Below are 26912 nucleotides of genomic sequence, written 5' to 3'. Positions count from 1 at the left end.
GCGAGGGGGCGAGGGGGCGGATGATCGCCCGTCTGGAGCGGAAGATCAAGCAGGAGGTGCTGGATATCTTTTATGATGCCGATCTGTTGCGCCTGCGCAGCAGGAGAATTCTCGCCCGTGCATGCCGGCTTTTCAGCAACGGGCGTGGCTTCGTCAAACTTAGACCAGTCGATGAGATTGAAGCGGACGTCAAGTCGCATCAGGAGTGGATCGATCGGTCGAAGCATTTCCTGATGCAATTGACGTCGGCAAGCGGCGATTGCTTCAAATTGCTCCGCTACAGCCCAACGTCGTGAAACGAGACAGATCTCGCTGTCTGCCTCGAAGTCGGTTCCTTCCCTTCATCAACCGTCCCGTTTGTGCCGACCAGATTTGTAGGAGCGGACAGGGGTTCCAGCACATGCCATTTGGCCTGCTGCCGGTTTTTCGGCCACGCCGTTAAGCTAGCACTGCTTTCTCCTCGAATTCGACGGGGCTCAGATAGCCTAGCGTCGAGTGCCGAGGGTTGTAGAGGTGGTCGGGGGTGCCGATCTCAGCACACTTTGCACTTGTCGCAGACCTTCAGATTTCCGGGACAGTTCTCTTGCAACCAAAACATCCCGGACACGTTGTTCGTCTATTCGCAATCAGGGGAGAACGTCGTGAACGGAATAATATATCTCGTGGGTCTCGTCGTGATCGTTCTGTTCGTTCTGTCATTCCTTGGACTACGGTAAGATCATGGCCGACACAGTACCCGAAAGCCCTGCAGTTAGCCCAAGGGTGGCTGCATCGTCCTATCTTGAATGGGGGGACATATTTGGCGGCGGGATCATCGCTTGCGCCATCTCAGTGGTTCTTTTGCAATTCGGATCGAGTGCCGGCTTGGCGCTGGGTTCTCCTACTCTGCCCAACGGCGGCGCTTCTTGGAACGTGCTGGCGGCCGGGCTATGGGTAGTCGTCGTGGCCGTAGCAAGTTCCGCAGCCGGCGGTTATGTAGCTGGACGCATGCGCACGCGCTGGGAGGACAGCGACGCAAATGAGAGCGAATTCCGCGATGGCATACATGGCATCGCGGTCTGGGCTCTGGCGACACTCGGAGCGGCGTTTTTCTTTGCGATGATTGCCCGAAAAGGCGCGGATGCAGTGGTCAATCCCGCTGACGCGCAACTCAACGAAACGACCGTGCGCCTTTCAGCCAACATAACGGCCATATTCAGCTTCGCGACGGCCGCGGGCTCCGCACTTGGCGCTGCGGCCGCATGGTTTGCAGCGACTACCGGGGGTGAACACCGCAATCAGGGAATCGCCTTCCACGACGTTGTGCCGGCTTTGTTGCGCAAGCGTTAGCATGCGGATAGGCAATCTAGATCGGCCGACATAGCCTCCACAGGCGTTCGAGGCTTCTTCGGGCTGGCTCGGATCGAGGTCATTTTACTACAATCCTTTTGAGGGACACTATCCAGCGGCTGTTGACGAGAAGCCGGGCGTGGCGGAGCGCCAATCAGAATTGCACGGCTCGAAAGGCGCGGCGGCGCAGTCGATGACCAGCTTGAACTGCGTTCCGACGATCTAGAGATACGGCAAAATTGTCCGACCGCTTACATCGTAATATCCGCTTCCATGATCAGCCGGCAATTGCCGCCGTTCCAACTTCCGCGACCGCAACGTAGGTAACCGTTCACCGACATACGGTGTCGGGATGCAACGTAAGGAGCGAAACGACCACGACGGCATTGAGACCGGGTTTACGCCCGTCGGGGCCGTTTGCTGTTCGGCTTACTGTCCAAAATGCACATCGTTTGTATGAACGGCAGGGGCTTGGTCGCACGACAGGAGACGCTGGAACCTGGGGCGACAAGCAGCTATTGCGAACTATGACCGGCCGCAATCGCGTCCGTTCTTCATGGCGGTCTCGTGCTGTTCGCTGCCAGCTGGTGTTGCGGCGTGGAGTGACGACGTATCCGGGGAAGCAGGCTACACCTCCTCGGTTTCGAGCACGAATGTGCCCGCCGGTATGCGGTTAGTGATCATAGCGCGAATGCCTGCATCGATGGCCGGATCGGTTTCGTCGAACAGGCCGCACGCTTGCAGCGCCTTGCGCTGGTCGACGGAGCGGCCGAGATATTCCAGAAGCACGACCGAGGCTGCGGGTCTCCGCCCCGTAAAAGGGGCATGCCCGTCTGGATGCCGACCAGATAGGCGACGCTCGTCTGGTAGCTCGGATAGAGGATCACCTGGGTGATGCTGGTCTTGAGCAGGGTTTCGGATTCGAGCGCGAATATGCGATCGCCGAGCAGCAGCAGGGCGGCCGAATATTTCGAGGTCTTCACGCCATATTTGCCGAAATGGACGAGCCTTTCCATGCATTTCCAGAAATAGCGACCTTCCTTTTCGTAGATCACGACCAGGCATTTGATGATCTTGCCGGAATAGCCGAACGAGTAGAAATAGCGGAAATAGTAGCCGACATAGCGCCCGACATCGCCGGAACGCTGATAGAGCTGCTCCATATGCACCAGCATGTCCGACGGCGCATGGACGCCGAGTGGGCGGCGGCGCAGCCCGACGATCTCGGCAAAGCGCTGCTGGTCCATCAAAAGCTCGCCTTCGCTCACGCCGAAGAAGTCGCAGATCTTGCGCATGTTGCGACGGGACGGCCAGGTCTGGCCGCTCAGCTATTTGTTGAACTGCTGGCGGTTGATCTGCAGGCGCCGGCACACCGCGGCGATCGAGGGATAGTAGCTGCGTGAGGTCGCCCACCAAAAGTCGTTGAAAAAGCGCTCTATGCGATAGAAAACAACTTTCCGTCGGGCAAGCTCCCGGGCATCGAGAAGTTTGCCAGCATTTACGTCAACACCTCGCAAGGAGAGGGCGACGCCACCGGGCCCTGGAATTCGGGAGACGAATGGGACCGCATCGACGATCTCGAGGACGTCATGCCCATTGATGGCGGAGACGGGAGTGCAACGGTCAAGCTCAATGCCAAAGACAAGAAAGTCGCTGCCAAGATGGCGGAGCGGACACTCTCGGATCCCTCTTCCGATCCAACCACCGGTGCCGATATTGGAGCAGGCCCTGGGGCCGGGCGCACGAAGAATGGGGACATGGGCCGCGCCGCCAACATTCAGAAGGCGCCGGCGCAGGCAGAAGCCGTAGTTCGCAAGAGGAAGTAGCCTGCGAGCCGGAATAGTGCCCGAAACGCACACACTTTGGCGCCTCGTGATCAGAGTACCGGTATCCGACGGATCTTGGGAATTGTACTAAGCGGATGCATCGAACTGTTGGCCGCCGGATTCTGACCAGTCGCGCAGAAATGATCTATCCCAAGCGGCAGCGCTGCAAGCCCTTCCTGTCAGAGCAGCGGGTCGACTATCGCGTGCGGTTTCTTACCAGCAGACGCAGCAGAACCGCCAACGATTGCGCGCTGCGATTGCGCGCGAACGCTGACGGCTCCAGTTCCGGCGACGTCGTCCCGCCGTCGGGCTGCTTTCCACTCCGGCGCCGTTCCTCAGATCGACGATGGGCGCCGTGCCTCTCAGCTTCGATGCCGATCGGCCGCGCTCTTTCTCAGCGGGGTGTCAGACTGAAGTCCTGTCAGAGGAACGTTTCCGATTTCCTCACGTTCAGCTTAGGGCCGAGGCATCCTGCGCTCAGCCCACAAAGAGGAAATAAATCATGAGAATACATGTCACTGGCGCCACTGCCGCGTTGTTGCTGGTTGCTGGAATCGGCGTTGCTGCTGCGCAGGACGTCGTCGTTGTCCAGCCAGAGCAGGAGACAGTTGTCCGCGAATATGTGAAAAAGCAGCCCTTGGCGTCGGTCAACCTGTTGGGCGTGGAGCTTAAGCTGGGCTCATCAGTGCCGGACAAAGTTGAACTGCGCGAAGTTCCTAACGTCAAATACCGGGTAGCGGTGATTAATGATCAGACCGTCCTTGTCGATCCAGATACCCATCAGATCGTCGACGTCTTACACTAGCGATAAAGCCCGGTTCTATAGGCGGGCTGCGCTTCGACCCAGCCCGCCATTTTTATCTGCGCTCAGTTGGCAGGTTCTCCGAAAACGGGGCAGTTGGTCACCCAGCATGTCGGATCCATACCTGCGGCAATCCCGTCGAGCATCGCTTCCTTCGCTGCTCTTTTCGCCTCCGCCTGGGCGGCAGCAAGATTTTCCATCTCGCCTGAATTGCGGGTTGCGCGGTGGTCTCTATGAATTCAAAGCGGAATTTCGGCATTCGCATCTCCACGGTCTGATTCGGACGACGTCGCGACAGCCGGTTCCTCAGGACTATCGTTGTCTGAGCCATCTTCCCCGAGCACAGTCTCGGCGATGTAATCCTTAAGGTCGCCGACTTCGTCGTTGATCTCATCGGCCAGTATCCCTTCGCTTTCGGCATCGGAGATACATTGATCCGCCATCCTCTTGGCAGCTATTTCGGTTGGCACTGCGGCGGGCACTTCGACCTTGTGCTCATCGATCCATTCCTCGACGAAATGTGCCGTTTTATTCACGAGGATTTCAGCGTCTTGCGCCGTAGCCGTTTCGGCGTGAGGAAAGGCCGGTTTGGAGTCCATGGGAGCACCACCTTCAATGATCCATCTCTCAACGCGGATTTCGCACGAAGGATGCAACGCTTTGTCTAAACGCGGCTGGTGCAGGCCATCGCCCGACCGGCTTGCTTGGTCGATTTGAAAAGCGGTCGTTTGTTGCTTCCGACAAGGTGAGATGGGAAGGCGCCCAGGCAGTGTTAAATGATGATACGACGCCGCGCCGATGGAACATTCGGTGCGGCCACTGCGGGGGCGAGGGCCCGCGCTGGGCTCCGCTGGCATGCGTTGCAGTGCTTGCCAGAGGGGGAACCTGCGTCACGCTCGAAAGTTCTTGGGTGATGGCAAATCACCCGATCACGAGTGTGCTCACCTCAATCGGCACGCTGACCTCTCGCCCCGCGGCATTCCTGGTGCTGCTAGCTTACGCGGCTCTTTGGCTCGTTTTCGATCGGGAAAGTTTGAATTGGCACGGGGCGGCTACCCTCTTCACTTGGGCTATGACGCTGTTCATTCAAAGAGCAGAGCACCGCGACACTCAAGCGATCCATGCCAAACTGGATGAGATGTTGCGAGCAAATAGCTCGGCATCGAACATCACGCGAATTGACAAGGAAGAACCTGAGGAAATCGAAAAACATCGCAACCATAAACAGCACGGCGATTGACGTGAGCCTTTCCGATTTCGTGGCGCTCCTGGCTGGCGCCAAGCCGGTAAGGTTTGGCCAAAAGCTGGGCCGTCTATTGCCGTACCTCAGATACGCAGCCGCCGCGCTTATCGCCAGTCTGATCACCGTGCTGGCCATAAACTTAGCGCCCGAGCCACGCGTTTTGCGAACGATTGTCCCGCATCGTTTCGATGCGTCGGATCCACAGTTCGCAGGCAGCATGAGCAGTTATTCGCAAGGACAGCTGTTCGGGGCGAATGCGGTGCAAACCCTTGTCAACGGGGATGAAATCTTTCCGTCGATGCTGCAGGCGATCGAGGGGGCTAAATCTACAATAGATTTGGAGACTTATATTTATTGGTCCGGCGTCGTCGGTTATGAGTTCGCGGCTGCGTTGGCACACAAAGCCAGGGATGGTGTCGAGGTCCGTGTACTCGTCGACTGGGTGGGCAGCTTGCCGTTCGATGAATATCTGATCCAGACCATGACAAGCGCTGGCGTGCGGTTCCAACGTTATAGGCCGATCCATTGGTACACCTTGGATCGCATAAACAATCGGACCCATCGCAAGCTGCTCATCGTTGACGGACGGGTCGCGTTTACCGGCGGCGTCGGTATTGCCGATAACTGGCTTGGAGACGCCCGCAACCCAGATGAGTGGCGCGACACGCACTACCAAGTCAAAGGCCCCGCAGTCTCTGCCTTTCAGGCAGCGTTCGCCGAAAACTGGTTGGAGACGGCCGGTGAGACATTGCAGGGTGAAAAGTTCTACCCGCCACCCGAGCCAGCAGGAGCGCTTGGTGCTCAGCTGATCCTTTCTTCGCAACCGAACGGCTCGGAGAACATGGAACTGATGATGCTGGCGGCGATGGCTGCCGCCAAGGATCATCTTCGCATTGGAATGGCCTATTTCGTGCCCGACGATATTGCCCTTCAGCAGATCTTGGACGCCAGGAAGCGTGGGGTGGCAGTCGATGTGATCGTGCCCAATCGCCTCACGGACGTGCCACTGGTTCGAAAAGGCTCACGATACTTCTGGGGCGACCTACTCAAAGCCGGGGTTCGGATCTTCGAGTTTCAGCCAACGATGTATCATCCCAAACTCCTGATCGTTGACGACGTCTGGACGAGCTTTGGTTCTGCCAACCTGGACGAGCGCTCTTTGCGACTAAACGACGAAGCGACCCTCAATGTCTACGGTCAGGATTTTGCGACAACGCAGATCGACCTGTTCAATCAGGATCTCGAACGATCCAGGCAGATCAGTTTGAGCGAATGGCAAACGCGCCCCCTGGCAGAAAAGGTAACGGACTGGCTGGCCAGCAGGCTGCACTCGCAACTTTAGTGCTTTGTGGAAGGTGCTGAGGGCGAGCGCCGGCTAGTCGGGGCCTGCCGCGGCTATCGAATGGCTAAGATGCTATGGTTCGCCGGAAATGGGAGCAGCCGTGCAAAGCCAAACGCCCGGCGATCTGCTAAATATTCGCGCGCGAGTTCATCGGCCGATGCAATTTAGCCTCCGTCTTTTTGCGTGAGCGCAACGCCTTGGCTGGACCCAAGCCGCCCAGTGGCGGTGGGCCCCCGGGAATTATCAAGTTGTTTATTCAGATCAGCTTGGGGTGGCCAGAGCCGGGCGATCAAAGGCAATGGCATGTCTTAATCGGGGAGAATACTCCAACGGCGTAAGGCAGTACCAAAAGACCCAAAGGCTATCCAGAAACCGGGTTCGGCCATTGCGCTGAGATCTGAGAGACGTTGTTTCATGTGGCCCTCCGCGTACTGAGGATCGGTATTCGGTTGCCTTGAGGAAAAGAGCCCGCCCCTGAGGGAGGAGGAGCGGGCTCTTGGCTGGGCCCTGCGACCCAGCAGCACGGCGCGTTAACTTGCACCGCGCCCGGCTGCTGTACGAAACCGCAGCTGGCCAGCTTTGTTCCACATAAGAGCCCGTCGAAGCATGCGAGCCTATCCTGCCATCGGGCAGGTTCCTCCGTCCTTGCGCGGCAGAACTATCCCAAGGCAGCAAGCGCAAGGGAACAGGTGGTTGACCGGCCCTGAAAGCGTCCGGTCTGGCGGCGGAGATGGCCTTTCTTCTCGGCCACCTGCAAATCACGGGCAGCCGTACGATCATCATCGTTTGGCGCTGTCACTGTCGGCCACGGCACGAGACAGGAACGTCTGCGTCGTCTGGCCAAGCCGAAGAGGACGTTGCGGGTCTCCCGGCAGGGGAATGCCTTCCCCTGCCGGCCTCCGTGCGCAACCGGTCATTCAACCCAACAGTGCAACCCGCTCACACCGCGTCCGCGCCCGCCTGTGTGGTTACAGCAGCTACCACGTCTTCGCCCCGAAAGCCGACAGACGGCTCACGGCCCACTGTATGAAGTTCGCCTGATAGCTGGTCGCCATCAGCGACACATGTGCCTCCAGCGGCGGCAGTAATTCGAACGCCTTCGGCTCCCGCGCAAAATTCCACAACCGCACTAGCGGCCAATCACTGCGCCGCTCCTCCGCAACGGCCAGCTCATTGCGCGTGATGTGAAACAGCGTCCGCTCCCATCCATTGGTCGTCTTCACCTCAATCAGCCGATTGCTGCCGTTGGTGGCGAAGCTCAGAACGTCATAACCGGCACCGTCATCATCCAGGTGCGACACCACCCAGAGGGTGCGCTCGGCGAGAACGGTTCGGCCGGCGGCAAGCAGACTGGCACGCTCATGCGCGAGGACGCGCTCCTCGCCAGCACGGCCCAGAGCCCGATTGCGGGCATCACGCTCAGCCACGTCGTACTTCCGGGCGATGGCGGTCATCTGCTCAAGTTCTTTGGGCGGCGGCGCGTTGCTGTGCGTCGGGGGTGAGCCGATCCACAGCATCGCTTCGTCCCGAAGCGCCGATGGCGAAGGCTCCATCACCATCTGCGCGGCCGGTGCGAGCCAATCCGGATGACGATCGAGCCAGCGCACCATCGCATCGACGAGTGACGCTTGGAAATGAAGGCCGGCTTGTAGCCTGGGATCCAGCCCTCGCCGAGGCCCTTGTGCACGGCGTTGATGTTCTGATGCTTGTATTCGATCGAGCCGCGGGGCCGATCGATCATCTCCTGTAGCAGGCGGCTATGTTCGGCCTTGCTGTATGGCCGCCCGGCGATGTCGTCCGCGAGCATCGCGATATAATCCGCCACGATCGCATCGTTCTGCTCGTCGGACCAGTCACCGGCCATGGCGGCTCCCGAGCAGACCTGTCCCGCTGGAGAAGTTCCGGATTATGCCAGCAACCGCGCCGGGACACCGAGCGTCGGCCCGGCGTCGGCAAGCCGCTGGTCGAGCGTGTGCACCGTGGCGCCATGCTCCGATGCGATGGCGAGATGCAACGCGTCTCCGGCACGGAGCCCAAGGGCATGCTGATCAGCAAACCTCGCCGCCGCTCGGAACTGCCCACCCGTCACGGGCAGGACGGTGAAGCTCTCGGCAACGAGCTTGTTGAACATGGCGAGCGCCGCCGCGCGTTGCTCCAGGCTGATCTGTCCGGTCCGCAGCTTGATCGCCATGGCCGACGACATCTCCGTGACCGTCCAGTCGCTGATCAGGAGCTGCGCCGGGTCCTGCTCCGCAAGCCAGGCCTGGACCCGCGGCGTCATCGCTTCGTTGGAGAGCGCCGCGACGAGCAGCGACGTGTCGAGATAGAGCATCAATAGCGATCGCCATCCCGCATCGACCGCACGAGATCGGCGGCACTCTGAGGCTGGGGCGGCATCGCTGCCGTCAGCGATTGAAGCAGCGCGGCATCGATCGGCTTGCGCGGCTTGGCGACGGCGATGAGCCGCGCGACCGGCTTGCCCCGACGAGTGATGTCGATCGAATCGCCCGCTTCGACTCTGTCAACCAGCTCGCTCAGATGGGCTTTGGCATCCGCCAGATTGATCACATCCATGTCACGCTCCTGACCATGTAGATAGTCATATAGTGCAATCGGCCTTACAATTCTAGCGCTGCCTCCCAAATCATCTGCCGGCGAACGCTGCTCGAGACCGGAGGCAGTCCAAGCCATCCAGATTGCGCGTTCGGAAGGAACGTCCTGACCGCTCCCAAGCACGGCGCTCGCGAGCCTTTCAGGAGACGTAGGATGATACTCCAACAAACTTCCTGCCAACTCAGGTATGTGCGTAATTGGATCAACGACGGGTCCTCGATCCCCGGATTGGATGCGGATCCAGATGTCCGGCGATCGCATTCAACGGCATTTTTTCCCATCGTCACACCGGTTGGCACCGCAGGGGTGCATTTGGGCGACGTGGGGATTGAGCATCAGAGCCAACTCTGGTCGCGCTCACCGGACGAAGTCCCGCAACTGATCGATGGGTTTGTGGCAGCCGGCGCAGCCATTCGCCAGCATGATCGGTACCGCACGTGCACCGACGCCGCCGGTAGCGGCGTCCGCCTCTTGCTGCACCCGACGGACTCGGTCGGCCCACAATGCGAGCGCGCCGCCCGCGGCGACCAACAGAATGCACACGGCGATGATCAATTTAGATGGGCCAGGGGGCATGTGCGATCTTCCTGGTTCCGCTCGTCGTTATCCAGAGGCCGGCCAGCAATAGCGCTGCCCCGCCATAGATAAGGCCGGCCGGGACCCACATAACGAGCCCGGCAAGCTGCTGGTCCTCGATCGGGCTCAAATTCCACACTGCCGCCCCGGCAGCATTCTCCGGGTACCAGAGCTTCGGCGATAGAAGAAGCAGGACGCCGAGCAGGCCGGTGTGCAGGGAGGTGAAGAAAAGATGCATTACGGCACTTCCATAAGCCTGCTGTTGGCGTCGGCGCGGCAGCAACGCCCACCAGAAGAGCAGGCCGGTGCCGAGGAAGCTCGCATGTTGCGCATAGTGCAGCACGCCATGCTCGAGCGCTGCCTCAAACAGGACCGGAATGTGCCACACCCATATCGCGATCCCGTGAACAATCGTTGCGGTGACAGGCCGGCTCGCAAAGGTCCAGAGCGCTCGCAGCGATTTGCCATGCCCAACCATACCCAGGGCACGCCGAAACGGCACCGGCGCAGGTGCTTCTCGCATCAGTAGGCGCCTCTCGGCTTCAGCCGGCGGCGTGCCGCAACTGTCTACCGGGGCTTGCCACTGCGCGTTGTGAGAGAGAGGACGGCAGCTCTGCCAGCTATGGCGAGTGGTTTGCATATGAATTGCCGCCAATCGAGACAGTCGCGGAACATACCGCTGGGTCGTGGGTTTACCACAAGGCTCACCAGGAACGAGATTATGAGGCCCGACGCTCTACGGATGTCGGAAGTGATCAATCCCTGAATACGAGGTAGTCGCACCCGGTTCGGCCCGACCTGATCTTTTCTGAGCGGCTCTCGCCATTGAGGAGGTTTTGCTTGCCCGGTAAGACGACACTGCCGACCAGATCAGTTACCGACATTTCCGCCTTGTTCAAAGTGCTGGAGCGGCGAGACGATATCACACCCGGAGATCGAGCAATACTTGAGGACGGTCCCTGGCGGACACGTGACTACGAGGTCGGCGACGAGATCGTCGCGGAGCACTCCGAGCCCAAGGAGAGTTGCGTTATTGTGGCGGGGATCACCGGACGAACCGTCACCTTTGCCGACGGCCGCCGCCAGATAACGGCTCTCCATATTCCTGGCGACTTCGTGGACCTGCACGCATTCCTGTTGCACGTGATGGACCACAATGTAGTTGCACTTGCGCCGGCCCGCATGGCGTTCATCGGACATGACACGCTTCGTCGGATCACCGACAGCCATCAGCACTTGTTCCGCGTGCTGTCGACCGTATTGGCGGTGGACGCCGCCATTCAGAGGGTGTGGATCGCCTGCCTCGGGCGCCGGTCCGCGGGGGCCCATCTGGCGCATCTCATTTGTGAGATGTTCCTGCGCATGGAGGTTGTCGGAATGACCCGCGGCCGGTCGTTCGAATTTCCGGTCACTCAGAGCATGCTGGCCGATACTATCGGCCTCTCTATCGTCCATCTCAATCGAACGCTGATGGAATTGCGCCGCGCGGACCTCATCACCTGGGAACGCAAGGTGGTGACTATCACGAACTGGGACCGCTTGGCTCGAGCCGCCGAGTTCGATGGCACTTACCTCAATCTTCGCAAGGAGCCCCGATAGCAACGCTCTTACGCGTGCTTGACCGCCGTCGGCGGTACCAATGATGGCCCAAGCATCACGCCGGCGCGGCACGCCCGCTTTTGCCGAATGGGCGGTTACGAAGTAACCGACGGAGCGCGTTTCTTCATAATTCAGGGCAGGAACCTTCGTACCCTCTTGTCGTTCTTGATGCTGGCCAACCACGAAAAGCACAGTCACCATGGACTGGAATTGCGTCGAAGGAAACTGGAAGCAATTCAAGGGCAAGGTGAAGGATCAATGGGGCAAACTCACCGATGACGACCTTGATCGAATCGCAGGAAAACGCGATCAGCTGGAAGGCGTCATACAAGAGCGCTACGGTATCGAAAGAGATCGCGTTCGCCAGAACGTTGACGACTGGTACAACCGCCAGAGCTAGAGTCGAAGGGCCAGAGGCTTGCCGCGTCACACGGTCGCTGCAAGCCTCTCCGTTCGACGGGCGTGGGCCGAGCAACACCCGAGCGCTCATTTGCAAAGCGGCGCGGATACGACAAAACGGCACCGATCTTGGGGCGACCAGCCGCGGTCGTAAGTCGGCGAAGAGGCGCAGCCAGCCTGCGGCGTCGACAAGCCTGGAGAGCAAGGCTGCTCGTCGGGCGGGTACAACTTGACGTACTTCAGAAAACGCCTTTTCTGATCAAGGCTATCCGCACCAATCCGCAGCCGCGGGGTTCCAGGGCGGTTTCCAAGCACCCCCGTCCCTTCCGTTGCCAACTAATCGTGGTCGCGAACTTCTCTCCGCGATGAGGAACGATAAGCCCTGTTGATCCTGCTCTATCTCGGCGAGGGAGAGATGACGTGAAAGATCCCGTTTCCAGGGTTCGCAATAAGCCGGTGACGCGACGCCTGAGGTTCATGCCGGGAGAAGCGAGCCTTGGCGAAGGCAGTCCGGAATGCGGCAAAGGCCTCGGTTGGCACGTCCTCGAATTCGTAGCGTTTCCCGCTGGACACGAACCGGACCGAAAGGGTTCTGCGGCCGGGTCGTAGACTGATTGTGTATCGAGAACGATGGCATGACGAGACCTAGACGAGCTCCATCAACATATATCGAATGACAACTTGATGCTGGCGGAAGCGCCGCTCAAGTTCGGCTCGGCAGTTGCGCCATTCTTGTAGATCGATTTTTCCGGTCATCACCTCGAATACTATGATGTCGTCGTCCCTGGAATGTTCGCCCTGCCTCCACAGCCCCTCGGCAGGCGCCTGTAGGTAGGCCGTCACGCCGTCAAATCGGCAAGCCAGATCTTCCTTTATGCGGTCAAAATCCTGTTTGGGAAACGGCTCTCCGGAGTTGTCCGCGCGGGGCAGCAAGATCTGGAAGAGGTACATGGCGGCGTCTCAATTGATTTTCGATCAACGGTGGAGATACCGACACGTTCCCAGATGCGGGTTGCTATTTATTGCCGCCGGTGCAGGCAGAATCCCAACGCCGCGTGCGACGGCAGGGCACGTGGGGTATTGGGTCCTTTGTTTCGGCGCGCACAGGGAATGCAATCTCTGGTCAGTATAAACATTCCTTGCTGTCTCCATTGGAGACCGACGGACCGCCGACAAGAATATATTCTTCCGCTCTGACGAAATATCAGGGCGCCTCCGCGCATAAGGTAGATCGAGCGGCTAGTCGGGGAACATTGAACCAGTTGCGTCGTTCGGCGCGAATGTCCGCTTTAAAGTCGAACGAGCCTTTTGACGTCGCGATCGTCGGCGGTGGTCCGGCTGGGTTGGCGGCGGCTGTTTACCTGGGAAGGTTTCGCCGCAGCGTCGTAGTATTCGACGCGGATGACGGCCGCGCGAAATTGATTGTGAAAAGTCACAACTGTCCGGGTTTTCCCGACGGAATTGGAGGCGAGGATCTCCTGCGGCGCCTCACCGCGCAAGCTGCTATGTACGGCGCTGTTCTGAGGCAGGAGCGGGTAGAGGCGATTAACCCAGTCGAAGCCGGGTTCGTCGTTCATGCTGCCAATGAAGCGTACCCGACACGCCAGGTAATACTCGCGACAGGGGTTACCGACATCACGCCCGATGTACCACACATACGCGAAGGAATCGCCAAGGGCACCATTCGCCTGTGCCCGGTGTGCGACGGTTATGAGGTGATAGACAAGGCCGTTGCCGTGATGGGCCCCGAGGAGAGCGCGATGAGGGAGGCGTTATTCCTGAAGCAGTACACGCCCAACGTCACGGTCCTGGCTAGCCGTCCCGAAGGTCTATCTGCCAATGCGCGGAGGCGAGCGGTTGCTTTCAAGGCAGGAATTTTGGACAATGTAAATAGCCTCCTTCCAATGGACAGTGGATACGAGGTACTTCTGGAGAACGGCCGCAAACAACTCTTCGAAGTGATCTATATCGCGATGGGCTGTGTCGTACGATCCGAACTAGCTACATCCCTGGGGGCCGACTGCTCAGAAGACGGCTATGTTCGAGTTGACGCGCATCAGCGCACAAGCGCGGAAGGTGTCTCCGCCATTGGAGATGTGGTGAAGGCGCTGAATCAGATTGCGGTCGGCTTCGGCCATGCCGCGGTCGCCGCTAGCGACATTCACAATCAGTTACTGCGTCAGGACCCCAGATAATCAATCAGCTTGCGTCATGACACCTTGGCTGGAATTTGAACAGGAACGTTGCCAATCGCAGTTATTCTCAGAGAGACGCATCAGCTCCAGCATCTCAACTAAGCCTCTGCTTTTATAGAGATTTCCGCCAGTTCCATAAGATAGATTCTGCGACTTGTGGATGTAGCAGGGTGGGTTCTATCTTGAACTGCGACGTTGCAGCGATACCAATGCCTTATCGCATGCATGGAACCGCACATGAAACGCAGCTACTCCCAGATCGATTTGGATGAACGCCGCAAGATCGAGCGCTGGCGCCATGCTGGCGTCAGTGTCGATGCGATTGCTGAGAAACTCGGCCGCCATCGCTCGACGATTTTCCGCGAGATCGCGCGGAATAAGTTTGAGGATCGGGAGATGCCGGATCTGACAGGCTATTTCTGTGTGGCGGCCAACCATCGGGCCAAGGAACGTCGCAGCCGTTATCGTAAACTGGTTCGGCATCCGAAGCTTCGCGCATCAATCATCGAGCGTATCAAGCATGGCTGGTCACCGGAGCAGATCGCCGGTCGATTGGCTTATGAACGCAGCAGCGTTCGCGTCTGCCACGAGACGATCTATCGCTTTGCCTATTCGCCCTATGGCCAGGAGATAAAGCTGTGGCGCTATCTTCCGGAGAGCCGCGCCCGACGCCGGCCGAGGCACGTAAGGCGGCGTCATGGCCGTCGATTTAGCCCGGATTTGAGCATTTTGCATCGTCCGGACATCGTCCGCGACAGAAAGCAGCTCGGACACTGGGAATGCGATCTGATCCAGTTCCGCAAGAAATTTGGCAAAGCGAACGTCACTTCGCTGGTCGAACGGGTGAGCCGCTTCACAGTCTTCCTACGCAACAACGACCGACAGTCGCGCGCGATCATGGATGGCTTGATTGACGTGCTTGGTCCACTTCCCCATTCGGCCCGCCGATCGATCATCTTCGACCGCGGCACCGAGTTCACAGACTGGCCCTACCTTCAGGCCGGTCTCGGCGTTCAGACATGGTTCTGCGACCCGCAGGCGCCGTGGCAGAAAGGCACGGTGGAAAACACCAACCGTCGCGCTCGCAAATGGCTTCCGCGAGACATCGATCCGTTGTCGATAGAGCATCGAGACCTGCACCAGGTGTGCGCCCATCTCAACTCGACGCCCCGAAAATGCCTCGGCTTCAGAACACCGGCCGAAGTCTTCCGTCAGAAGATACTGTTGGCCAATCGGTGAACGCGCTAACCTGACGCGCTGCTTGTCGCACTTCAGCTGGAACTCACACCGCAAAATAGAAATGTCTTGATTCCGCAACGTAGGAATGTCGCCCTGCTCGTCGGTGAGCGAGGGAGACGGCGGGTTGGGACTAATTTTAATGAGCGAGCGCGAGCTGCAACGCATCGAGGTGCTGTCGAAGGTTTTGGAGCGGCGCATGACGGTTGTCTCGGCGGCGCATGTGCTGGATATGACGACCCGCCAGGTCCAGCGTCTGCTGAAGGCGTTCCGGGCCGAAGGCGCCGCAGCCCTTCGGCACAAGGCTCGAAGACGACCGTCGAACCATCGATATGTCGCCGGCATCGGCGAACTGGCGGTTCAGTTGGTTCGGGAACACTATCTCGACTTTGGGCCGACCTTGGCGGCCGCGCGGCGAACCACGGCCTGGTCGTGTCGCGAGAGACGTTGCGCAAATGGACGGCGGAAGCTGGAAGCTGGCTGTCCCGAAAGCAGCGCAGGACGTTCCATCAGCCCAGATTACGTCGGGAGTCATATGGCGAGTTGGTGCAGATCGACGGCAGCGATCACCGTTGGTTCGAGGAGCGGGGCGATCCATGCACCCTGCTCGTCTTCATCGACGATGCCACGAGCAAGCTCCAGCAGCTTCGCTTTGTGAAGTCGGAGAGCACCTTCAGCTACTTCGAGACGCTCGAGCTCTATCTGAAGGCGCACGGCTGCCCAGTCGCATTCTATTCCGACAAGCATACGGTGTTTCGTGTCGCCAAGACGGACGCCAAGGCAGGCCGCGGCATGACCCAGTTTGGTCGCGCCTTGTCGGAACTCAACATCGAGATCCTGTGCGCCAATTCGAGTCAGGCCAAGGGCCGGGTTGAAAGGGTCAATCGGACGCTGCAGGACCGCCTCGTGAAGGAACTGCGCCTTGCCGGCATATCTGACATCGAGGCGGCCAACGCGTTCTTGCCGATATTCATGGCTGACTTCAACGAAAGGTTCGCCGACCGGACAATCTGCATCGCGCATTGAATGTTGCGCCGGATCGGCTGCGTGACATGCTGTGCAAGCGGGAGCAGCGTTATGTCGGCCAGCAATTGTCGTTCTCCTACGAACGCAGGCAAATCATGCTTGAGAAGAACGAGCTTTCGTGCGGGCTGGTCGGCAAATACGTCGATATCTACGAATTCGCCAACGGTCGGCTGGACGTTCGATGGAGAGCGTGTTCCTTGCCTTACACCGTCTTCGATAAGGAGCAGCGCGTCACGCACACGGCGGTCACCGAGAACAAACGGCTCGGCGAAGTGCTGACCTGGATCAAGGCTCAGCAGGAGGAGGCGCGGCCTCCGCCGAAGATCAAGACCAACAGCGAGCAGAGCGCTTACAAGAAGCGCGGGTCGAAGCCGGGCCGCAGGACCGATTTTCTCAACGACCCTGCTGTCATCGCGCGGCGAGAACAGGCGCTGGCAAGGTTGGCCGCTGCCGAGTGAAGCGGCTTTCAAAGCTAAAGCCAGGGAGCCAGGCTGCCCCCGATCGGGCTGCGCAACCCGGACCAGCTTACGCCCGATCGGGCGCTCTGGTCCGTGCCATTATCCCGCACTTGGGCCCTTAGGTTGTCAAGCATCTGCGACCCGGTTACCCCCCGCGAACAGGCCAGCAAATTCATCGATGGCCTGGGGTCATCTTGTTGCGAATGGAATCGGCCGTGTCGAAGATGATGGCTCGCGCAATGTCGGCCTCGCGTTCCGAGGCCGATGTCGTGATCACGACCCATCATCGCCATCAGCATCATGGCACAGGGGTTTATAATGAGGACGGCGGCCGCCTTCATCACCGTCACCACGGCCAAGTGGCCTTTTACGACAACGGTAAGCGTGCCTGGCATCGCCACCATCGTCGGCCCGACACCGTTGTCGTCACGGGCTCGATGCACCGTCAGCATCACCGCCCGGTGGTCATCCAGCAGGACGACAGCGATTATTGATCGCCAAGCTTGACCCGGCTTTCTTGATCCTGATCTGTCAGCCGGGTCATGCTTGCGTCGCGGGACGGCCTAGCAGATTAGCCTAAGCGCAGATGGACCCAACCTTCTGTCCGGAGCCCTCTTTTGTATCTGCCTGTTGTGACCACATGGCATAACAGTTGGCCGAGTACCTGGGTATTCCCGGCTGCTGTCGCCCTGTTCCACTTTCGAATCTGGTCACTTAGGCTAGATCCGGCTAAGATCCGGATCCTCACATCTCGAAAAGTTCCGAACCGACTCGCATTCACCAGCTTTCGCGGGTCCGCAACTGGGCGATCGGGCTGGCCAATTGCCGTTATCTCTAGCGTTTATCTCGGCAAAGCACGAACGGTTGGACTGCAATTAATCGGCAACGGAATATGTGCAGCTTCCAAACTGGAACCTTTTCCATTTTCGGCGATTCATTTTGCATGTCCGAAACCGCACCGGTTGCCGCTCCCATACTGCCTGAGGGAAGCCCCGACAGGGAAGTGAATTGCGAAGTTGCAATAGAGACCGCCTTCGCGGCTTTGGTAGCCTCTTCAATCGCGCAGGGGTGGTCAGCAGAGGAAACGGCAACGGCGCTCCTTAACCTCGCCACTGCACATTTGGCTAAGCTCAAAGCCGCGATCACCTAGCTGATGGCCAAACTGCCTCACGCTTCGGCATCCCGATGCCGATTGTTGGTTGCGCGGCTATGCGTCCTGGCTCAGCGTAAGAATTGCGAGGCGTGAGCGGCATGTGGTTGGGCATTCAGAGAGCCTGACAGGCCTGACCGAAACAAGCCAGGCGATATAAAGCCGGTCACTCTGCGCGAGGTGGCTCCTCTATCCCTGCGAGCTGAGACACACCAATCGGTATTGCCGCGACTACAAAAAAAAGGGGCATGAATTCGAATCGGAAGCGATGCCTATCCGAAGGAAATCTCGTCAGATCTGACGACCTCCTCAAGGGGCCTCTCGTCATTAGCTTCTATCGCGGGGTCTGGTGTCCTTGTTGCAACATGGAATTGCAGGCGCTGGAGGCTGCCAAGCCCGAGTCCGACAAGCTCGGCACCTCGCTTGTGGCGATCTCGCCGCAGACGGCGCCGAACAGTCGCAAATCCGTCCGCCAGAACAATCTCACCTTCCCCATCCTCTCGGATGTAAATGGCGAGGTTGCAGCCGCCTTCGGCATTCGCTTCAAGCTGCCGGACTATCTAATCGATCTCTACAAGAGCCTGAAGAACGACCTACCGGCCTTCAACAATGATCCGAGCTGGGCGCTGCCGATGCCGGCCCGCTATGCCATCGCCCAGGACGGCACCATCGCCTATGCAGAGGTCAATCCGGCTATACCCGCAGGCCGGAGCCGGACGACATGCTGCCGACCTTGCGTCAACTGGTGCGCTCGACCGCCTGAGGAAAGCGGCAGGTTCGGCGTAAGCGCGCTGTGGCCGTCCGCGACGATCCTCCCGTCCAGTTCGACCATGCCATTCCTTAACTGCGCAGCTTGCTCGGTTTCATCGGCTTGGCCGATGTCGACGTCATCCGCATCGAGGGCGTCGCCAAGGGACGAGATGCGGTCACCGACGCATTCGCCAAGGCGACCGCCAAGGGCGATGCCGTTGTGGTTGTGGCTGCAAACGCGCGAAGTCGCTGCGGCCGCATAGGGCACTGCGTCACCCCGCATCAATGGCAGGCGCCCGGCGCCTGCCGTTCTTTCTCTCAAGTGTCCTTCGCGTCCGCTTGCAACTCGGACAGCGGCGGCAGCACGACAGCCGGATGCCGGCCCTCGCGCAGCATCAGTCCGAGACTGTAGTCGACGGCCAGTTTCATGGCACCCAGCGCCGTGCCGTCATCTTCAAGCGAACTGACGGCGATCCGTGTCGGCCATGCAAGGTCCGCCGCGATATTTCCAACGCTTTCCGTCATCAGCGGATTTCTGCCGACGCCGCCGCCAAGCACGATCAGCCCAGGATCAAGCATGCCGATGCAGCCGGCCGCCAGCCTGCCGATATCGGCGGCATGACGCTCGACGGCCACCATTGCCGGTCGTGAACCTTCAAGAGCGCGCGCGAACAGATCCTTGGCCGAGTCTGGCGGCGCGCCTTCCCCGGCGGGCCAGTCGACTCGGCAGCGCTCAAGCAGCGCCCGCGAGCCGAGATAATGTTCGAGTCCTTCACGATAGGGCGTCTCGCTGGCTGACCACGGAAACGGCATGCGGCCAATTTCGCCGGCCGCACCCCCGGCGCCGCGAAACAAGCGTCCCTCGGTGATGAAGCCGAGCCCGACCCGCACGCCAACCTGCAGAAAGACGAAGGTCCGGTGACCTCGCGCGGCACCAAAATGCATTTCGCCGATGGCCGCGCAGTTGACGTTGTTTTCCAGGATGATCGGCACCTCGATGCTACGGCGCAGCAGGTCAAGCGCGGCGGACGGCCCCCCAGGACGGTCAAAACCATCATTGGAGACTATGCGCGGCACCGCCACGGCAATGGCGCGCAGCGCGCGAAAACTCTTGCTGACCTTGGCCATTGTGGCACGCGCCACCGACAGGACGATGGCTCCGACCTCGTCGGCATCGCCGGCCTTGGCTTCTGGAATCGGTTCTTCCGCCGATATCAGCTTCTGTGTGTCCATCGAACAGGCAACCGCCCGCACCTGGGCGGCGCCGACATCGATGCCAATCGCGTAGCCCGCACCCGAGCCGATGCCGTAGATGGTCGCCGTGCGGCCAATGGCGCCGCGTTCCCGGCCGCGCGCGGCAACGAGGCCGAGCGCGCTCAGCTCCGACACGGCGGCCGACATGGTCGGCTTCGACAGGTCGAGCATGGCGCCGAGCTTCGGCCGCGTGACCGGTCCATGCGCGGCGAGCACGCGCAGCACGGCTCGGGCACTGTCGGTCAGATTTGGGATTTCCGCAGCCGCCATCTCAGCCGTTTGACCTTTTGCCCTGAAATCCTGTCTCGGTCGGTACAGCGAAAGCGCCGCCGACTCAAAGCCGCATTCCGCCCTCAATGCCCCATTGCTGACCGGTTTGGCAATTTCCACGATGTCCGCACAAGGATGTCAGACTTCCGTCGGCGACCACGGCCTCAGCTTGGTATCGGTCTGCCGATAACGGAAGACGATATCGGTCAGGCCGGCCGCATCCTGCATGTTGCCGACGACAAGCTGGATGGCGACGATTTCCAGAATGGCATCGGCGAGGGCATTGCCAAGGGCCGGTACGGAAATCACCGCCAGCCTGTCGGCCGAAACGACATCCGAGCGCCGCGTGACCAGCACCGATGGGCAGCCAAAGCCGGCGACATCCTGCGCGATCTTCACCTCGCGGCCATCGCCGATGACGATCAATCCGGTCGCCGCATCCTGAGATTCCATCGGTCCATGCAGATAATTAAGCGTATCCCACCCGGATGCCGGCACGCGAACCGCCTCGCGGATCAGCATCGCCGCCTCGCCGGCATTGGCGAAGCCGACACCGGCGCCGACGATATCGATGGATGTTCTGCCCTGCAGCAGCCGCGCCGCTTGTCCGGCAGCATGCTCCGCATCGGAGAGGACGGTGGCGACCGCGCCCGACAAACGCGCCCAGTCGAAGCGGTTGCCGGCAAGCCGGTCGATCAGCATGCCAAGCGCCAGCAAGGTCCCGGTATAGCCGGTCGAGCTGGCGCCATTATCGTCGCCCGAATCAGTGGCAAGAGCGGCGCCGGTCAAATCAGCCAGCGGATTGTCGCTGCCACGGCAGATCGCCAGGCGCGGCGACGCGGATGCTTCACGCATGACATCGAAAATTTCTCGGCTCTGCCCTGAGGCCGACAGTGCGATAAAGACATCGGCGGCCGCATCCGTGCGACCATAGAGATCTGTCGGCGTATAGGCGACGGCCCTGATGCCGGAGGCGCGCAGATAAAGCGCCCCGGCCAGCGCCGCCTGGTAGCTGGCGCCAATACCTGCAAGGCCGATCGTCTTGCCGGCAAAGGCTCGGAGATCGAGGCCGTCGAGTGCGGCGGCCACTGAGCGCCTGCCAATCTCGAGACTTTCCGTCTGGCGCGCCACCGCCAGGCGATAGCCAATCCGCTTCATCATTCAAACAGCTCCAATGTGTGGGGATAGCTCCTGGCCAACGAGCAGCCGCCGGGCCAGAGCGACGCCGCCGAGCACCGGCGGCTCGCGCAGCAGCACGATCTGGCTCGACGGCGATACTTTCGCCATGGCCTCGACGAATGCCGTCATCAGCATCGGCTGTTCCGAGATGACACCGCCGCCGGCCACGACCAGAGCAGGATTGGCGCCGCGTTCGATCAACAGTTCGACCAGCGCGGCAAGTCCTGCCCCACCTTCCCTGATAACGCGGTTAGCCAGAGCCGATCCTGCGATGGCCGCGTCGAACACGGCATTGGCATAGCGACCCCAGACCGCGGCACCGCGCGTTTCATTGAGCAGGATGCCGAGCTTGGTGTGGTCGTCGGTATTGAGTTCGCGCATCAGTGTGGCTATCAGCGGGTCACCATCGTCGCCCCTGTCGAGGCTGTGGCGGATCGCCTTGGCGGCCTCGCGTACCAAGGCCGGCGCACTGCCCTCATCGCCGAGGATCCAGCCCCAGCCGCCGGCCGCCAGCATCCTGCCTCGGCCCGTGCGCGCCACCGCGATGGAACCTGTGCCGGCGACGACGCCGATGCCTTCGGCATGGCCGGCGGCGGGCACCATCAGTTCGGCATCGTTGACCACCTGCACCGCGCCGCCGGTCCTGCTCGCCAGCAGCGCCTGGAAGCGCAGGCATTGTTCACCCGTGTCGCAGCCATGCGCGCCGACTGCCAGCGCAACGGGCGCCACGCCACCGCACAACCCCGCGACGATGTCGGCGAGCCTCGTGGCATCGGACTCCATCTGGCGAATACGCCAACTCTCCGTCACCAGCACCTCGTCGGCGATCGTGCGCTCGTCCATGCACGCCATAATGCGCGTCTTGGTCCCGCCTATATCCACACCTGCAATGATTTTCTGGGTCACCAACATCCACCGCCCATGCCGGACGAAGCGGGTTGCCGCGTCCAATTCGCATTAGTTAGGAAACTTTACAAACTATCTTTCCAGACGGCAAGAACTATGATTTGATAATCGTCGTAAAAAACGCATCAAGCGCGATTGGGAGATTGCAACATGAGCAGGAGAAGGATTGGTCTGGCCCTTGCGGCCGCGTCTTTCGCATGGGGACTCACGGCAAGCGTGGCTCACGCTACCGACATCTCGTTCTGGACCTGGCGTCAGGAAGATAGGGCCGCCTACAATGAACTTTTCACCGATTTCACCAAGGAGAACCCGGACATCCATGTGAAGTTCGAGTCGTTCCCGGATGAGAACTATCCGACCATCGTCTCGACGGCCTTGGCCGCCGGCAAGGGCGGCGACGTCATTCATACCCACGCCTATGGCTGGCTCGAGCAGTTCGTGAAAGCAGGCTACTTCGAGCCGCAGGATCTGACCAGGGTTCCGTCACTTGCCAACCAGCCCGCCGATGCGCTGGTGGCCGGCACATACCGCGCCGACAAGAAGGTCTATTCCCTGCCCTTCGCTTCGCAGACGCTTGGCCTGTTCATCAACAAGGACGTCTTTGCCAAGGCCGAGCTGAGCCCGCCGACCACATGGGACGAGTTCATAACCGTCAGCAAGGCGCTGAAGGTCAAGGGTATCTACCCCCTGGCCAACGGCATGGGCACGAGCTGGTTCAACGAGATGTTCGTCGCCATCTTCACCAACCCGTTTCTCGGCCAGGACTTTGTCAGCGACCTGACGTCGGGCAAGACCACCTTTAAGGACCCACGCTACGTCGCGGCACTCGGCAAGCTGCTCGAATTGCGCGACTACATGCCTCCTGGATTCGAAGGCATCGACTACGACACCGCTGGCCAGCTGTTCATCAGCGGCAAGGCGGCGATGCTGGCCGGAGGCAGCTTCGACATCGCCAGCTACCGGACCCAGAACCCGGACATCAACATGGACTTCATCGCCCCGCCAATGGCCAGGGCCGGCGATGTGCCGCAGGTGACTAAGTTCTTTGATGGCGGTTATGCCGTCAACGCCAAGTCGGCCAACAAGGAGGCCGCGCTCAAGCTGGTGAACTGGATGGGCACCAAGGAATTCGGCGACAAGTTCTCGGCGTTGCTCGGCAACATCTCGCCGATCAAGGGCGTGGTCATCAAGGACGAACTGCTCGCCCACGTCGCCAAGTTGAACGAGACCGCCATGCCGCATATCAATGTTGTATACTTCCGTTTCGAGAAGCCGACTGGATCGGAGCTGCTGCAGGGCGACATCACCAAGATGATGTCAGGTTCGATCAACCCGGACCAACTGGCCGCCGACCTGACCGACGGCCTGGCCAAATGGTACAAGCCTTTCCAGGTCAAGTGAAATGAACAGCGGCCGGCGCCACCCCTCAAAAGCTTTTCCGTGGCGCCGATCACTCTGGATAGCGGCCCTGCTGACACCGGCCCTGGTGGTCATGGTGCTGTTCGTGCTGTGGCCGCTGCTTTCGGCCTTCCGTCTCGCCTTCTATGAGTTCAACGGCCTGCGGCCGACCGGATTCATCGGCTTCGAGAACTTCCGCAAGGTGCTGTTCGAACAGCCTTACAGCGGCTGGACCTACAATGCGCTGAAACACAACATCGTCGCCTTCGTGGCGCTGATGGTGTTCGAGAACGGCACCGCTTTCCTGCTTGCCTACGCATTGCTGAAGGCCTTGCCCGGTCACCGCGTCCACCAGGTCATCGTCTTTCTGCCTGTTGTGCTGTCGGCCGTCATCGTTGGCTTCCTGTGGAAACTGTTCCTGCATCCGCTGTTCGGGCTGGTTAACCAGACGCTGGTGCTGATCGGCATTGGCGCCATCCCGTGGCTCGGAAGTGAAAACACCGCGCTGGGCAGCATCCTGTTCGCGAACATCTGGCACTGGCTCGGCTTTCCGACGCTGGTGCTGCTGGCAGGCATGCAGCGCGTCGGCAAGGAAGTGATCGAAGCTGCCCGGCTGGATGGCGCCGGCGACTATGTGCTGATGACGCGCATCATCTGGCCGCTGATTGCGCCGAGCGTCACCATCGTCACCATCTTGACCTTCATCGGCAGTTTCAACTGGTTCGAAATCCCCTATGTCATGGCCGGCCTCACCGGTTCGCCAGGCGGCGCGACGGATGTGCTCGGCCTCTATTTCTACCGGACCGCCTTCGGCTCGACGACAACAGGCATCCAGGATTTCGGCCAGGGCAGCGCGCTGGCGGTGATGATGTTCATCATTGTTGCCGGCGTCACAGCAATCGCGCTTCGCTATCTGCGCCGTCGCGAGATCGAACTGTGAGCGCAGCGGTCGGCACCAGGGAACCCGGCGAGCTGTTGAAGAACGGCGCCATCCAGCTGATGCTGGTGATCAATGCCGTCATCATGATCTATCCCCTGTTCGTCATGGTGATATCGTCCTTCAAGACCAATGCCGAGATCTTCAGCTCGCCCTTCGCCCTGCCGGCGCACTTTTCGCTGGTCAATGCCGAGCGCGTGTGGAGCGAAACCAATTTCGTCCGGTACCTCGCCAATTCTCTCGGCATCACCTTGGCCGCGGTAGCACTGATCCTTCTGTTCAGCACCATGGCCGCCTATGCCATCGCCCGCTATCAATTCAGGCTGAGCGCACTGGTGCTGATGTTTTTCCTGAGCGGCATGACCGTTCCGCTGAAACTGGCGATCATTCCATTGTTCATCCAGCTGGATTCGCTTGGCCTGGTCGACAGCTATGCCGGCTTGGTGCTGGTCTATGTGGCCATGGGCATTCCTTCCGCGGTGTTCATCATGACGGGCTTTCTCAGGACCTTGCCGCGCGAACTGGAGGAGTCGGCGCGCATGGACGGTGCCAGCGAATTTCGCATCATGCGCTCGATCATGCTGCCGCTGGCGCGCCCGGCCTTGGTCATCGTCGCGATCCAGAATGCCGTGCCGATCTGGAACGATTTCTTCTTTCCGCTGGTGCTGATCACGTCGGACGATCTCAAGACGTTGCCGCAGGGCCTCACGGTCTTCGTCGGCGAATTCACGACCGATTGGGGCGTGCTGTTCACCGGGCTGACGCTGGCGGCCCTGCCGATCACCCTGCTCTATATCGTGCTGTCGAAGCAGTTCATCTCAGGCATCACGCAAGGCGCAGTGAAATAGAGGACGAGGATATTTTCAAGTGGCGAACCAGAACAAGATCATCATCACCTGCGCGGTCACCGGCTCGATCCATACGCCGTCGATGTCGCCGCATCTGCCGGTGAGCGCGCAAGAGATCGCCGACGCCGCGATCGGTGCGGCCGAGGCCGGTGCAGCCATCGTCCACCTGCATGCGCGAAATCTTGTCGACGGCCGGCCCGACCAGTCGACAGGGGCCTTTGCGCCCTTCCTGAAGGTGATTAAGCAGCGTTCCAACTGCGTCATCAACATCACCACGGGCGGCGCCGCCACTATGAGCGTCGAGGAGCGGGTCAAGCCGGCGGCGACCTTCTCGCCGGAAGTCGCCTCGCTGAATATGGGCTCGATGAATTTCGGCCTCTATCCGATGCTGGAGCGCTTCAAGACCTTCGAGCATGATTGGGAGCGCTCCTATCTCGAAGGCTCCCGCGACCGCATCTTTCGCAACACCTTTGGTGACATCGAGCACATCCTGCGCACCTGCGCGGAAAACGGCACGCGTTTCGAAATCGAGTGTTACGACATCGGCCATCTCTATACGCTTGCCCATTTCGTCGAGCGCGGCCTGGTCAAGGCGCCGTTCTTCGTCCAGAGCGTGTTCGGCATACTGGGCGGCATCGGCACCCATCCGGAGGACGTCGCGCATATGAAGCGCACCGCCGACCGCCTGTTCGGCAATGACTGTCATTGGTCAGTGCTAGGCGCCGGCCGCAGCCAGTTGCCCATCGCCACTCAGGCCATCGCGCTGGGCGGCAATGTGCGCGTCGGGCTGGAGGACTCGCTGTGGATCGGCAAGGGCCAGCTGGCAAAATCCAACGCCGAGCAGGTGAAGAAGGTGCGCCAGATCGTCGAGGGGCTCGGCGCCTCGGTCGCCACCCCTGACGAGGCGCGGCAGATCTTGCAGCTCAAGGGCGGCGACAAGGTCTCTTTCTAAAGGGAAATACCAATGAGTGCGGTCACCATATCGGGTGTCGAGAAGGACTATGGCAAGGGCGAGTTACCCACGGCGTGTCGGTGGATATCGCGTCGGGCGAATTCGTCATCCTTGTCGGGCCGTCCGGTTGCGGCAAGCGACCTTACTAAGGATGATCGCCGGCCTCGAAGATATCGGCGCCGGCGAGATCGCGCTCGACGGCCAAGTCATCAACGACATCGCGCCAAAATCGCGCGATATCGCCATGGTATTCCAGAACTATGCGCTCTATCCGCATATGACGGTAGCGAGAACATGGCTTTCGCGCTGAGGCTGAAGAAGACCGACAAGGGCGAGATCGACGCCAAGATTACGCGCGCCGCAACGATCGTTGGACTGCAAGACCTGCTGGAGCGCTATCCGCGCCAGCTTTCTGGCGGCCAGGGCCAGCGCGTCGCCATGGGTCGCCCCATCGTGCGCGACCCGAAAGTCTTCCTGTTCGACGAGCCGCTCTCCAACCTCAATGCCAAGCTGCGCGTGCAGATGCGCTCTGAGATCAAGGCGCTGCACCAGCGCCTGGGCAACACGATCGTCTATGTCACCCACGACCAGGTCGAAGGTCGGCGTTAGCCCCCGCCCCGCCCC

Annotated in this window: 27 protein-coding genes and 5 pseudogenes; 19 read left to right on the top strand and 13 right to left on the bottom strand. The window is 60.2% G+C overall.

What is annotated here, in order from left to right; translation table 11 throughout:
* Positions 1 to 296, top strand: a pseudogene (locus tag LB551_RS23345) (hypothetical protein); the annotation flags it as partial.
* Positions 297 to 720: 424 nt separating this feature from the next.
* Positions 721 to 1329, top strand: coding sequence for a hypothetical protein (locus LB551_RS23340; RefSeq protein ID WP_140554019.1), 609 nt, complete (start codon positions 721 to 723; stop codon positions 1327 to 1329).
* Between the two features lie 680 nt (positions 1330 to 2009).
* On the opposite strand, the gene LB551_RS23335 is transcribed toward LB551_RS23340, so the two are convergent.
* On the bottom strand, positions 2010 to 2624 hold the full coding sequence (locus LB551_RS23335) for a hypothetical protein (protein ID WP_140554021.1): 615 nt from the start codon (positions 2622 to 2624) through the stop codon (positions 2010 to 2012).
* Positions 2625 to 2918: 294 nt separating this feature from the next.
* Between LB551_RS23335 and LB551_RS30165 the strand changes: the two genes are divergently transcribed.
* Positions 2919 to 3155, top strand: coding sequence for a hypothetical protein (locus LB551_RS30165; RefSeq protein ID WP_348642868.1), 237 nt, complete (start codon positions 2919 to 2921; stop codon positions 3153 to 3155).
* A 502-nt stretch (positions 3156 to 3657) separates the two neighbouring features.
* On the top strand, positions 3658 to 3960 hold the full coding sequence (locus LB551_RS23325; protein WP_140554023.1) for a DUF1236 domain-containing protein: 303 nt from the start codon (positions 3658 to 3660) through the stop codon (positions 3958 to 3960).
* A 236-nt stretch (positions 3961 to 4196) separates the two neighbouring features.
* On the opposite strand, the gene LB551_RS23320 is transcribed toward LB551_RS23325, so the two are convergent.
* Positions 4197 to 4556, bottom strand: coding sequence for a DUF768 domain-containing protein (locus LB551_RS23320; RefSeq protein WP_181172653.1), 360 nt, complete (start codon positions 4554 to 4556; stop codon positions 4197 to 4199).
* Between the two features lie 314 nt (positions 4557 to 4870).
* Here LB551_RS23320 and LB551_RS23315 point away from each other — a divergent pair, with 314 nt between their 5' ends.
* Both LB551_RS23315 and LB551_RS23310 read left to right on the top strand, forming a co-directional pair.
* Positions 4871 to 5197, top strand: a complete 327-nt coding sequence (locus LB551_RS23315; protein WP_140554026.1) for a low affinity iron permease family protein — start codon at positions 4871 to 4873, stop codon at positions 5195 to 5197.
* 1 nt (position 5198) lies between these two features.
* Complete coding sequence (locus tag LB551_RS23310; RefSeq protein ID WP_224629011.1) at positions 5199 to 6542, top strand: phospholipase D-like domain-containing protein; 1344 nt, start codon at positions 5199 to 5201, stop codon at positions 6540 to 6542.
* A gap of 977 nt (positions 6543 to 7519) precedes the next feature.
* On the opposite strand, the gene LB551_RS23305 is transcribed toward LB551_RS23310, so the two are convergent.
* The 6 genes from LB551_RS23305 to LB551_RS23280 all read right to left on the bottom strand — a co-directional run bounded on the left by LB551_RS23305 (position 7520) and on the right by LB551_RS23280 (position 10371).
* On the bottom strand, positions 7520 to 8152 hold the full coding sequence (locus LB551_RS23305; RefSeq protein ID WP_224629010.1) for a DUF3883 domain-containing protein: 633 nt from the start codon (positions 8150 to 8152) through the stop codon (positions 7520 to 7522).
* On the bottom strand, positions 8095 to 8406 hold the full coding sequence (locus tag LB551_RS23300) for a hypothetical protein (RefSeq protein WP_224629009.1): 312 nt from the start codon (positions 8404 to 8406) through the stop codon (positions 8095 to 8097). Before LB551_RS23300 ends, LB551_RS23305 begins: the two co-directional genes overlap by 58 nt.
* Positions 8407 to 8448: 42 nt before the next feature.
* Entirely contained in the window at positions 8449 to 8874 is a 426-nt protein-coding gene (locus LB551_RS23295; protein WP_140554028.1) for a type II toxin-antitoxin system VapC family toxin, read from the bottom strand.
* A complete protein-coding gene (locus tag LB551_RS23290; RefSeq protein WP_140554029.1) occupies positions 8874 to 9116 on the bottom strand; it encodes a type II toxin-antitoxin system Phd/YefM family antitoxin in 243 nt (80 codons plus the stop codon). Before LB551_RS23290 ends, LB551_RS23295 begins: the two co-directional genes overlap by 1 nt.
* Before the next feature lie 396 nt (positions 9117 to 9512).
* On the bottom strand, positions 9513 to 9710 hold the full coding sequence (locus LB551_RS23285) for a hypothetical protein (protein ID WP_224660548.1): 198 nt from the start codon (positions 9708 to 9710) through the stop codon (positions 9513 to 9515).
* Between the two features lies 1 nt (position 9711).
* A complete protein-coding gene (locus LB551_RS23280; protein ID WP_224660547.1) occupies positions 9712 to 10371 on the bottom strand; it encodes a cytochrome c oxidase assembly protein in 660 nt (219 codons plus the stop codon).
* A 200-nt stretch (positions 10372 to 10571) separates the two neighbouring features.
* Between LB551_RS23280 and LB551_RS23275 the strand changes: the two genes are divergently transcribed.
* Both LB551_RS23275 and LB551_RS23270 read left to right on the top strand, forming a co-directional pair.
* Positions 10572 to 11330, top strand: coding sequence for a Crp/Fnr family transcriptional regulator (locus LB551_RS23275; RefSeq protein WP_224629007.1), 759 nt, complete (start codon positions 10572 to 10574; stop codon positions 11328 to 11330).
* A gap of 199 nt (positions 11331 to 11529) precedes the next feature.
* On the top strand, positions 11530 to 11730 hold the full coding sequence (locus tag LB551_RS23270; protein ID WP_140554033.1) for a CsbD family protein: 201 nt from the start codon (positions 11530 to 11532) through the stop codon (positions 11728 to 11730).
* 395 nt (positions 11731 to 12125) lie between these two features.
* Here LB551_RS23270 and LB551_RS23265 read toward each other — a convergent pair whose 3' ends face one another.
* Positions 12126 to 12344: a KTSC domain-containing protein gene (locus LB551_RS23265; protein ID WP_140554110.1), complete on the bottom strand. Its 219-nt coding sequence runs from the start codon at positions 12342 to 12344 to the stop codon at positions 12126 to 12128.
* A gap of 30 nt (positions 12345 to 12374) precedes the next feature.
* Positions 12375 to 12680 (bottom strand): hypothetical protein, encoded by a 306-nt coding sequence (locus LB551_RS23260; RefSeq protein ID WP_140554035.1) that lies wholly within the window; start codon positions 12678 to 12680, stop codon positions 12375 to 12377.
* Positions 12681 to 12982: 302 nt separating this feature from the next.
* Here LB551_RS23260 and LB551_RS23255 point away from each other — a divergent pair, with 302 nt between their 5' ends.
* From LB551_RS23255 to LB551_RS23230, 6 genes and pseudogenes are all read left to right on the top strand, one after another.
* Positions 12983 to 13924, top strand: coding sequence for an NAD(P)/FAD-dependent oxidoreductase (locus LB551_RS23255; protein WP_224629006.1), 942 nt, complete (start codon positions 12983 to 12985; stop codon positions 13922 to 13924).
* A gap of 237 nt (positions 13925 to 14161) precedes the next feature.
* Positions 14162 to 15163: an IS30 family transposase gene (locus LB551_RS23250; protein ID WP_140554036.1), complete on the top strand. Its 1002-nt coding sequence runs from the start codon at positions 14162 to 14164 to the stop codon at positions 15161 to 15163.
* Positions 15164 to 15287: 124 nt separating this feature from the next.
* Positions 15288 to 16644, top strand: a pseudogene (locus LB551_RS23245) (ISNCY family transposase).
* 224 nt (positions 16645 to 16868) lie between these two features.
* Positions 16869 to 17138, top strand: a complete 270-nt coding sequence (locus LB551_RS23240; protein WP_224629020.1) for a hypothetical protein — start codon at positions 16869 to 16871, stop codon at positions 17136 to 17138.
* Positions 17139 to 18072: 934 nt separating this feature from the next.
* Positions 18073 to 18557, top strand: a pseudogene (locus tag LB551_RS23235) (peroxiredoxin-like family protein); the annotation flags it as partial.
* 54 nt (positions 18558 to 18611) lie between these two features.
* Positions 18612 to 18767, top strand: a pseudogene (locus LB551_RS23230) (FMN-dependent NADH-azoreductase); the annotation flags it as partial.
* Positions 18768 to 18862: 95 nt separating this feature from the next.
* Here LB551_RS23230 and LB551_RS23225 read toward each other — a convergent pair.
* The 3 genes from LB551_RS23225 to LB551_RS23215 all read right to left on the bottom strand — a co-directional run bounded on the left by LB551_RS23225 (position 18863) and on the right by LB551_RS23215 (position 22153).
* On the bottom strand, positions 18863 to 20068 hold the full coding sequence (locus LB551_RS23225; RefSeq protein WP_140554041.1) for an ROK family transcriptional regulator: 1206 nt from the start codon (positions 20066 to 20068) through the stop codon (positions 18863 to 18865).
* A 138-nt stretch (positions 20069 to 20206) separates the two neighbouring features.
* A complete protein-coding gene (locus LB551_RS23220) occupies positions 20207 to 21229 on the bottom strand; it encodes an SIS domain-containing protein (RefSeq protein WP_140554043.1) in 1023 nt (340 codons plus the stop codon).
* On the bottom strand, positions 21230 to 22153 hold the full coding sequence (locus tag LB551_RS23215; protein ID WP_224629005.1) for a BadF/BadG/BcrA/BcrD ATPase family protein: 924 nt from the start codon (positions 22151 to 22153) through the stop codon (positions 21230 to 21232). It lies immediately after the preceding gene.
* Positions 22154 to 22303: 150 nt separating this feature from the next.
* Between LB551_RS23215 and LB551_RS23210 the strand changes: the two genes are divergently transcribed.
* The 5 genes and pseudogenes from LB551_RS23210 to LB551_RS23190 form a co-directional block, all read left to right on the top strand.
* Positions 22304 to 23554, top strand: a complete 1251-nt coding sequence (locus LB551_RS23210; RefSeq protein WP_140554044.1) for an extracellular solute-binding protein — start codon at positions 22304 to 22306, stop codon at positions 23552 to 23554.
* Position 23555: 1 nt separating this feature from the next.
* Positions 23556 to 24491 carry a carbohydrate ABC transporter permease gene (locus tag LB551_RS23205; RefSeq protein WP_140554046.1) on the top strand — a complete coding sequence of 312 codons (936 nt, stop codon included), beginning with the start codon at positions 23556 to 23558 and terminating at the stop codon, positions 24489 to 24491.
* Positions 24488 to 25336, top strand: coding sequence for a carbohydrate ABC transporter permease (locus tag LB551_RS23200; RefSeq protein WP_140554048.1), 849 nt, complete (start codon positions 24488 to 24490; stop codon positions 25334 to 25336). Before LB551_RS23205 ends, LB551_RS23200 begins: the two co-directional genes overlap by 4 nt.
* A gap of 19 nt (positions 25337 to 25355) precedes the next feature.
* Positions 25356 to 26288 carry a 3-keto-5-aminohexanoate cleavage protein gene (locus LB551_RS23195; protein WP_140554049.1) on the top strand — a complete coding sequence of 311 codons (933 nt, stop codon included), beginning with the start codon at positions 25356 to 25358 and terminating at the stop codon, positions 26286 to 26288.
* 12 nt (positions 26289 to 26300) lie between these two features.
* Positions 26301 to 26885: pseudogene (locus LB551_RS23190) on the top strand (ABC transporter ATP-binding protein); the annotation flags it as partial.
* Positions 26886 to 26912 lie beyond the last annotated feature (27 nt).

Source organism: Mesorhizobium sp. BR1-1-2 (assembly GCF_020165435.1).
Classification (GTDB): domain Bacteria; phylum Pseudomonadota; class Alphaproteobacteria; order Rhizobiales; family Rhizobiaceae; genus Mesorhizobium.
Note: the sequence above shows the minus strand (reverse complement) of the source record. Positions and strands in the feature narration are given on the sequence as shown.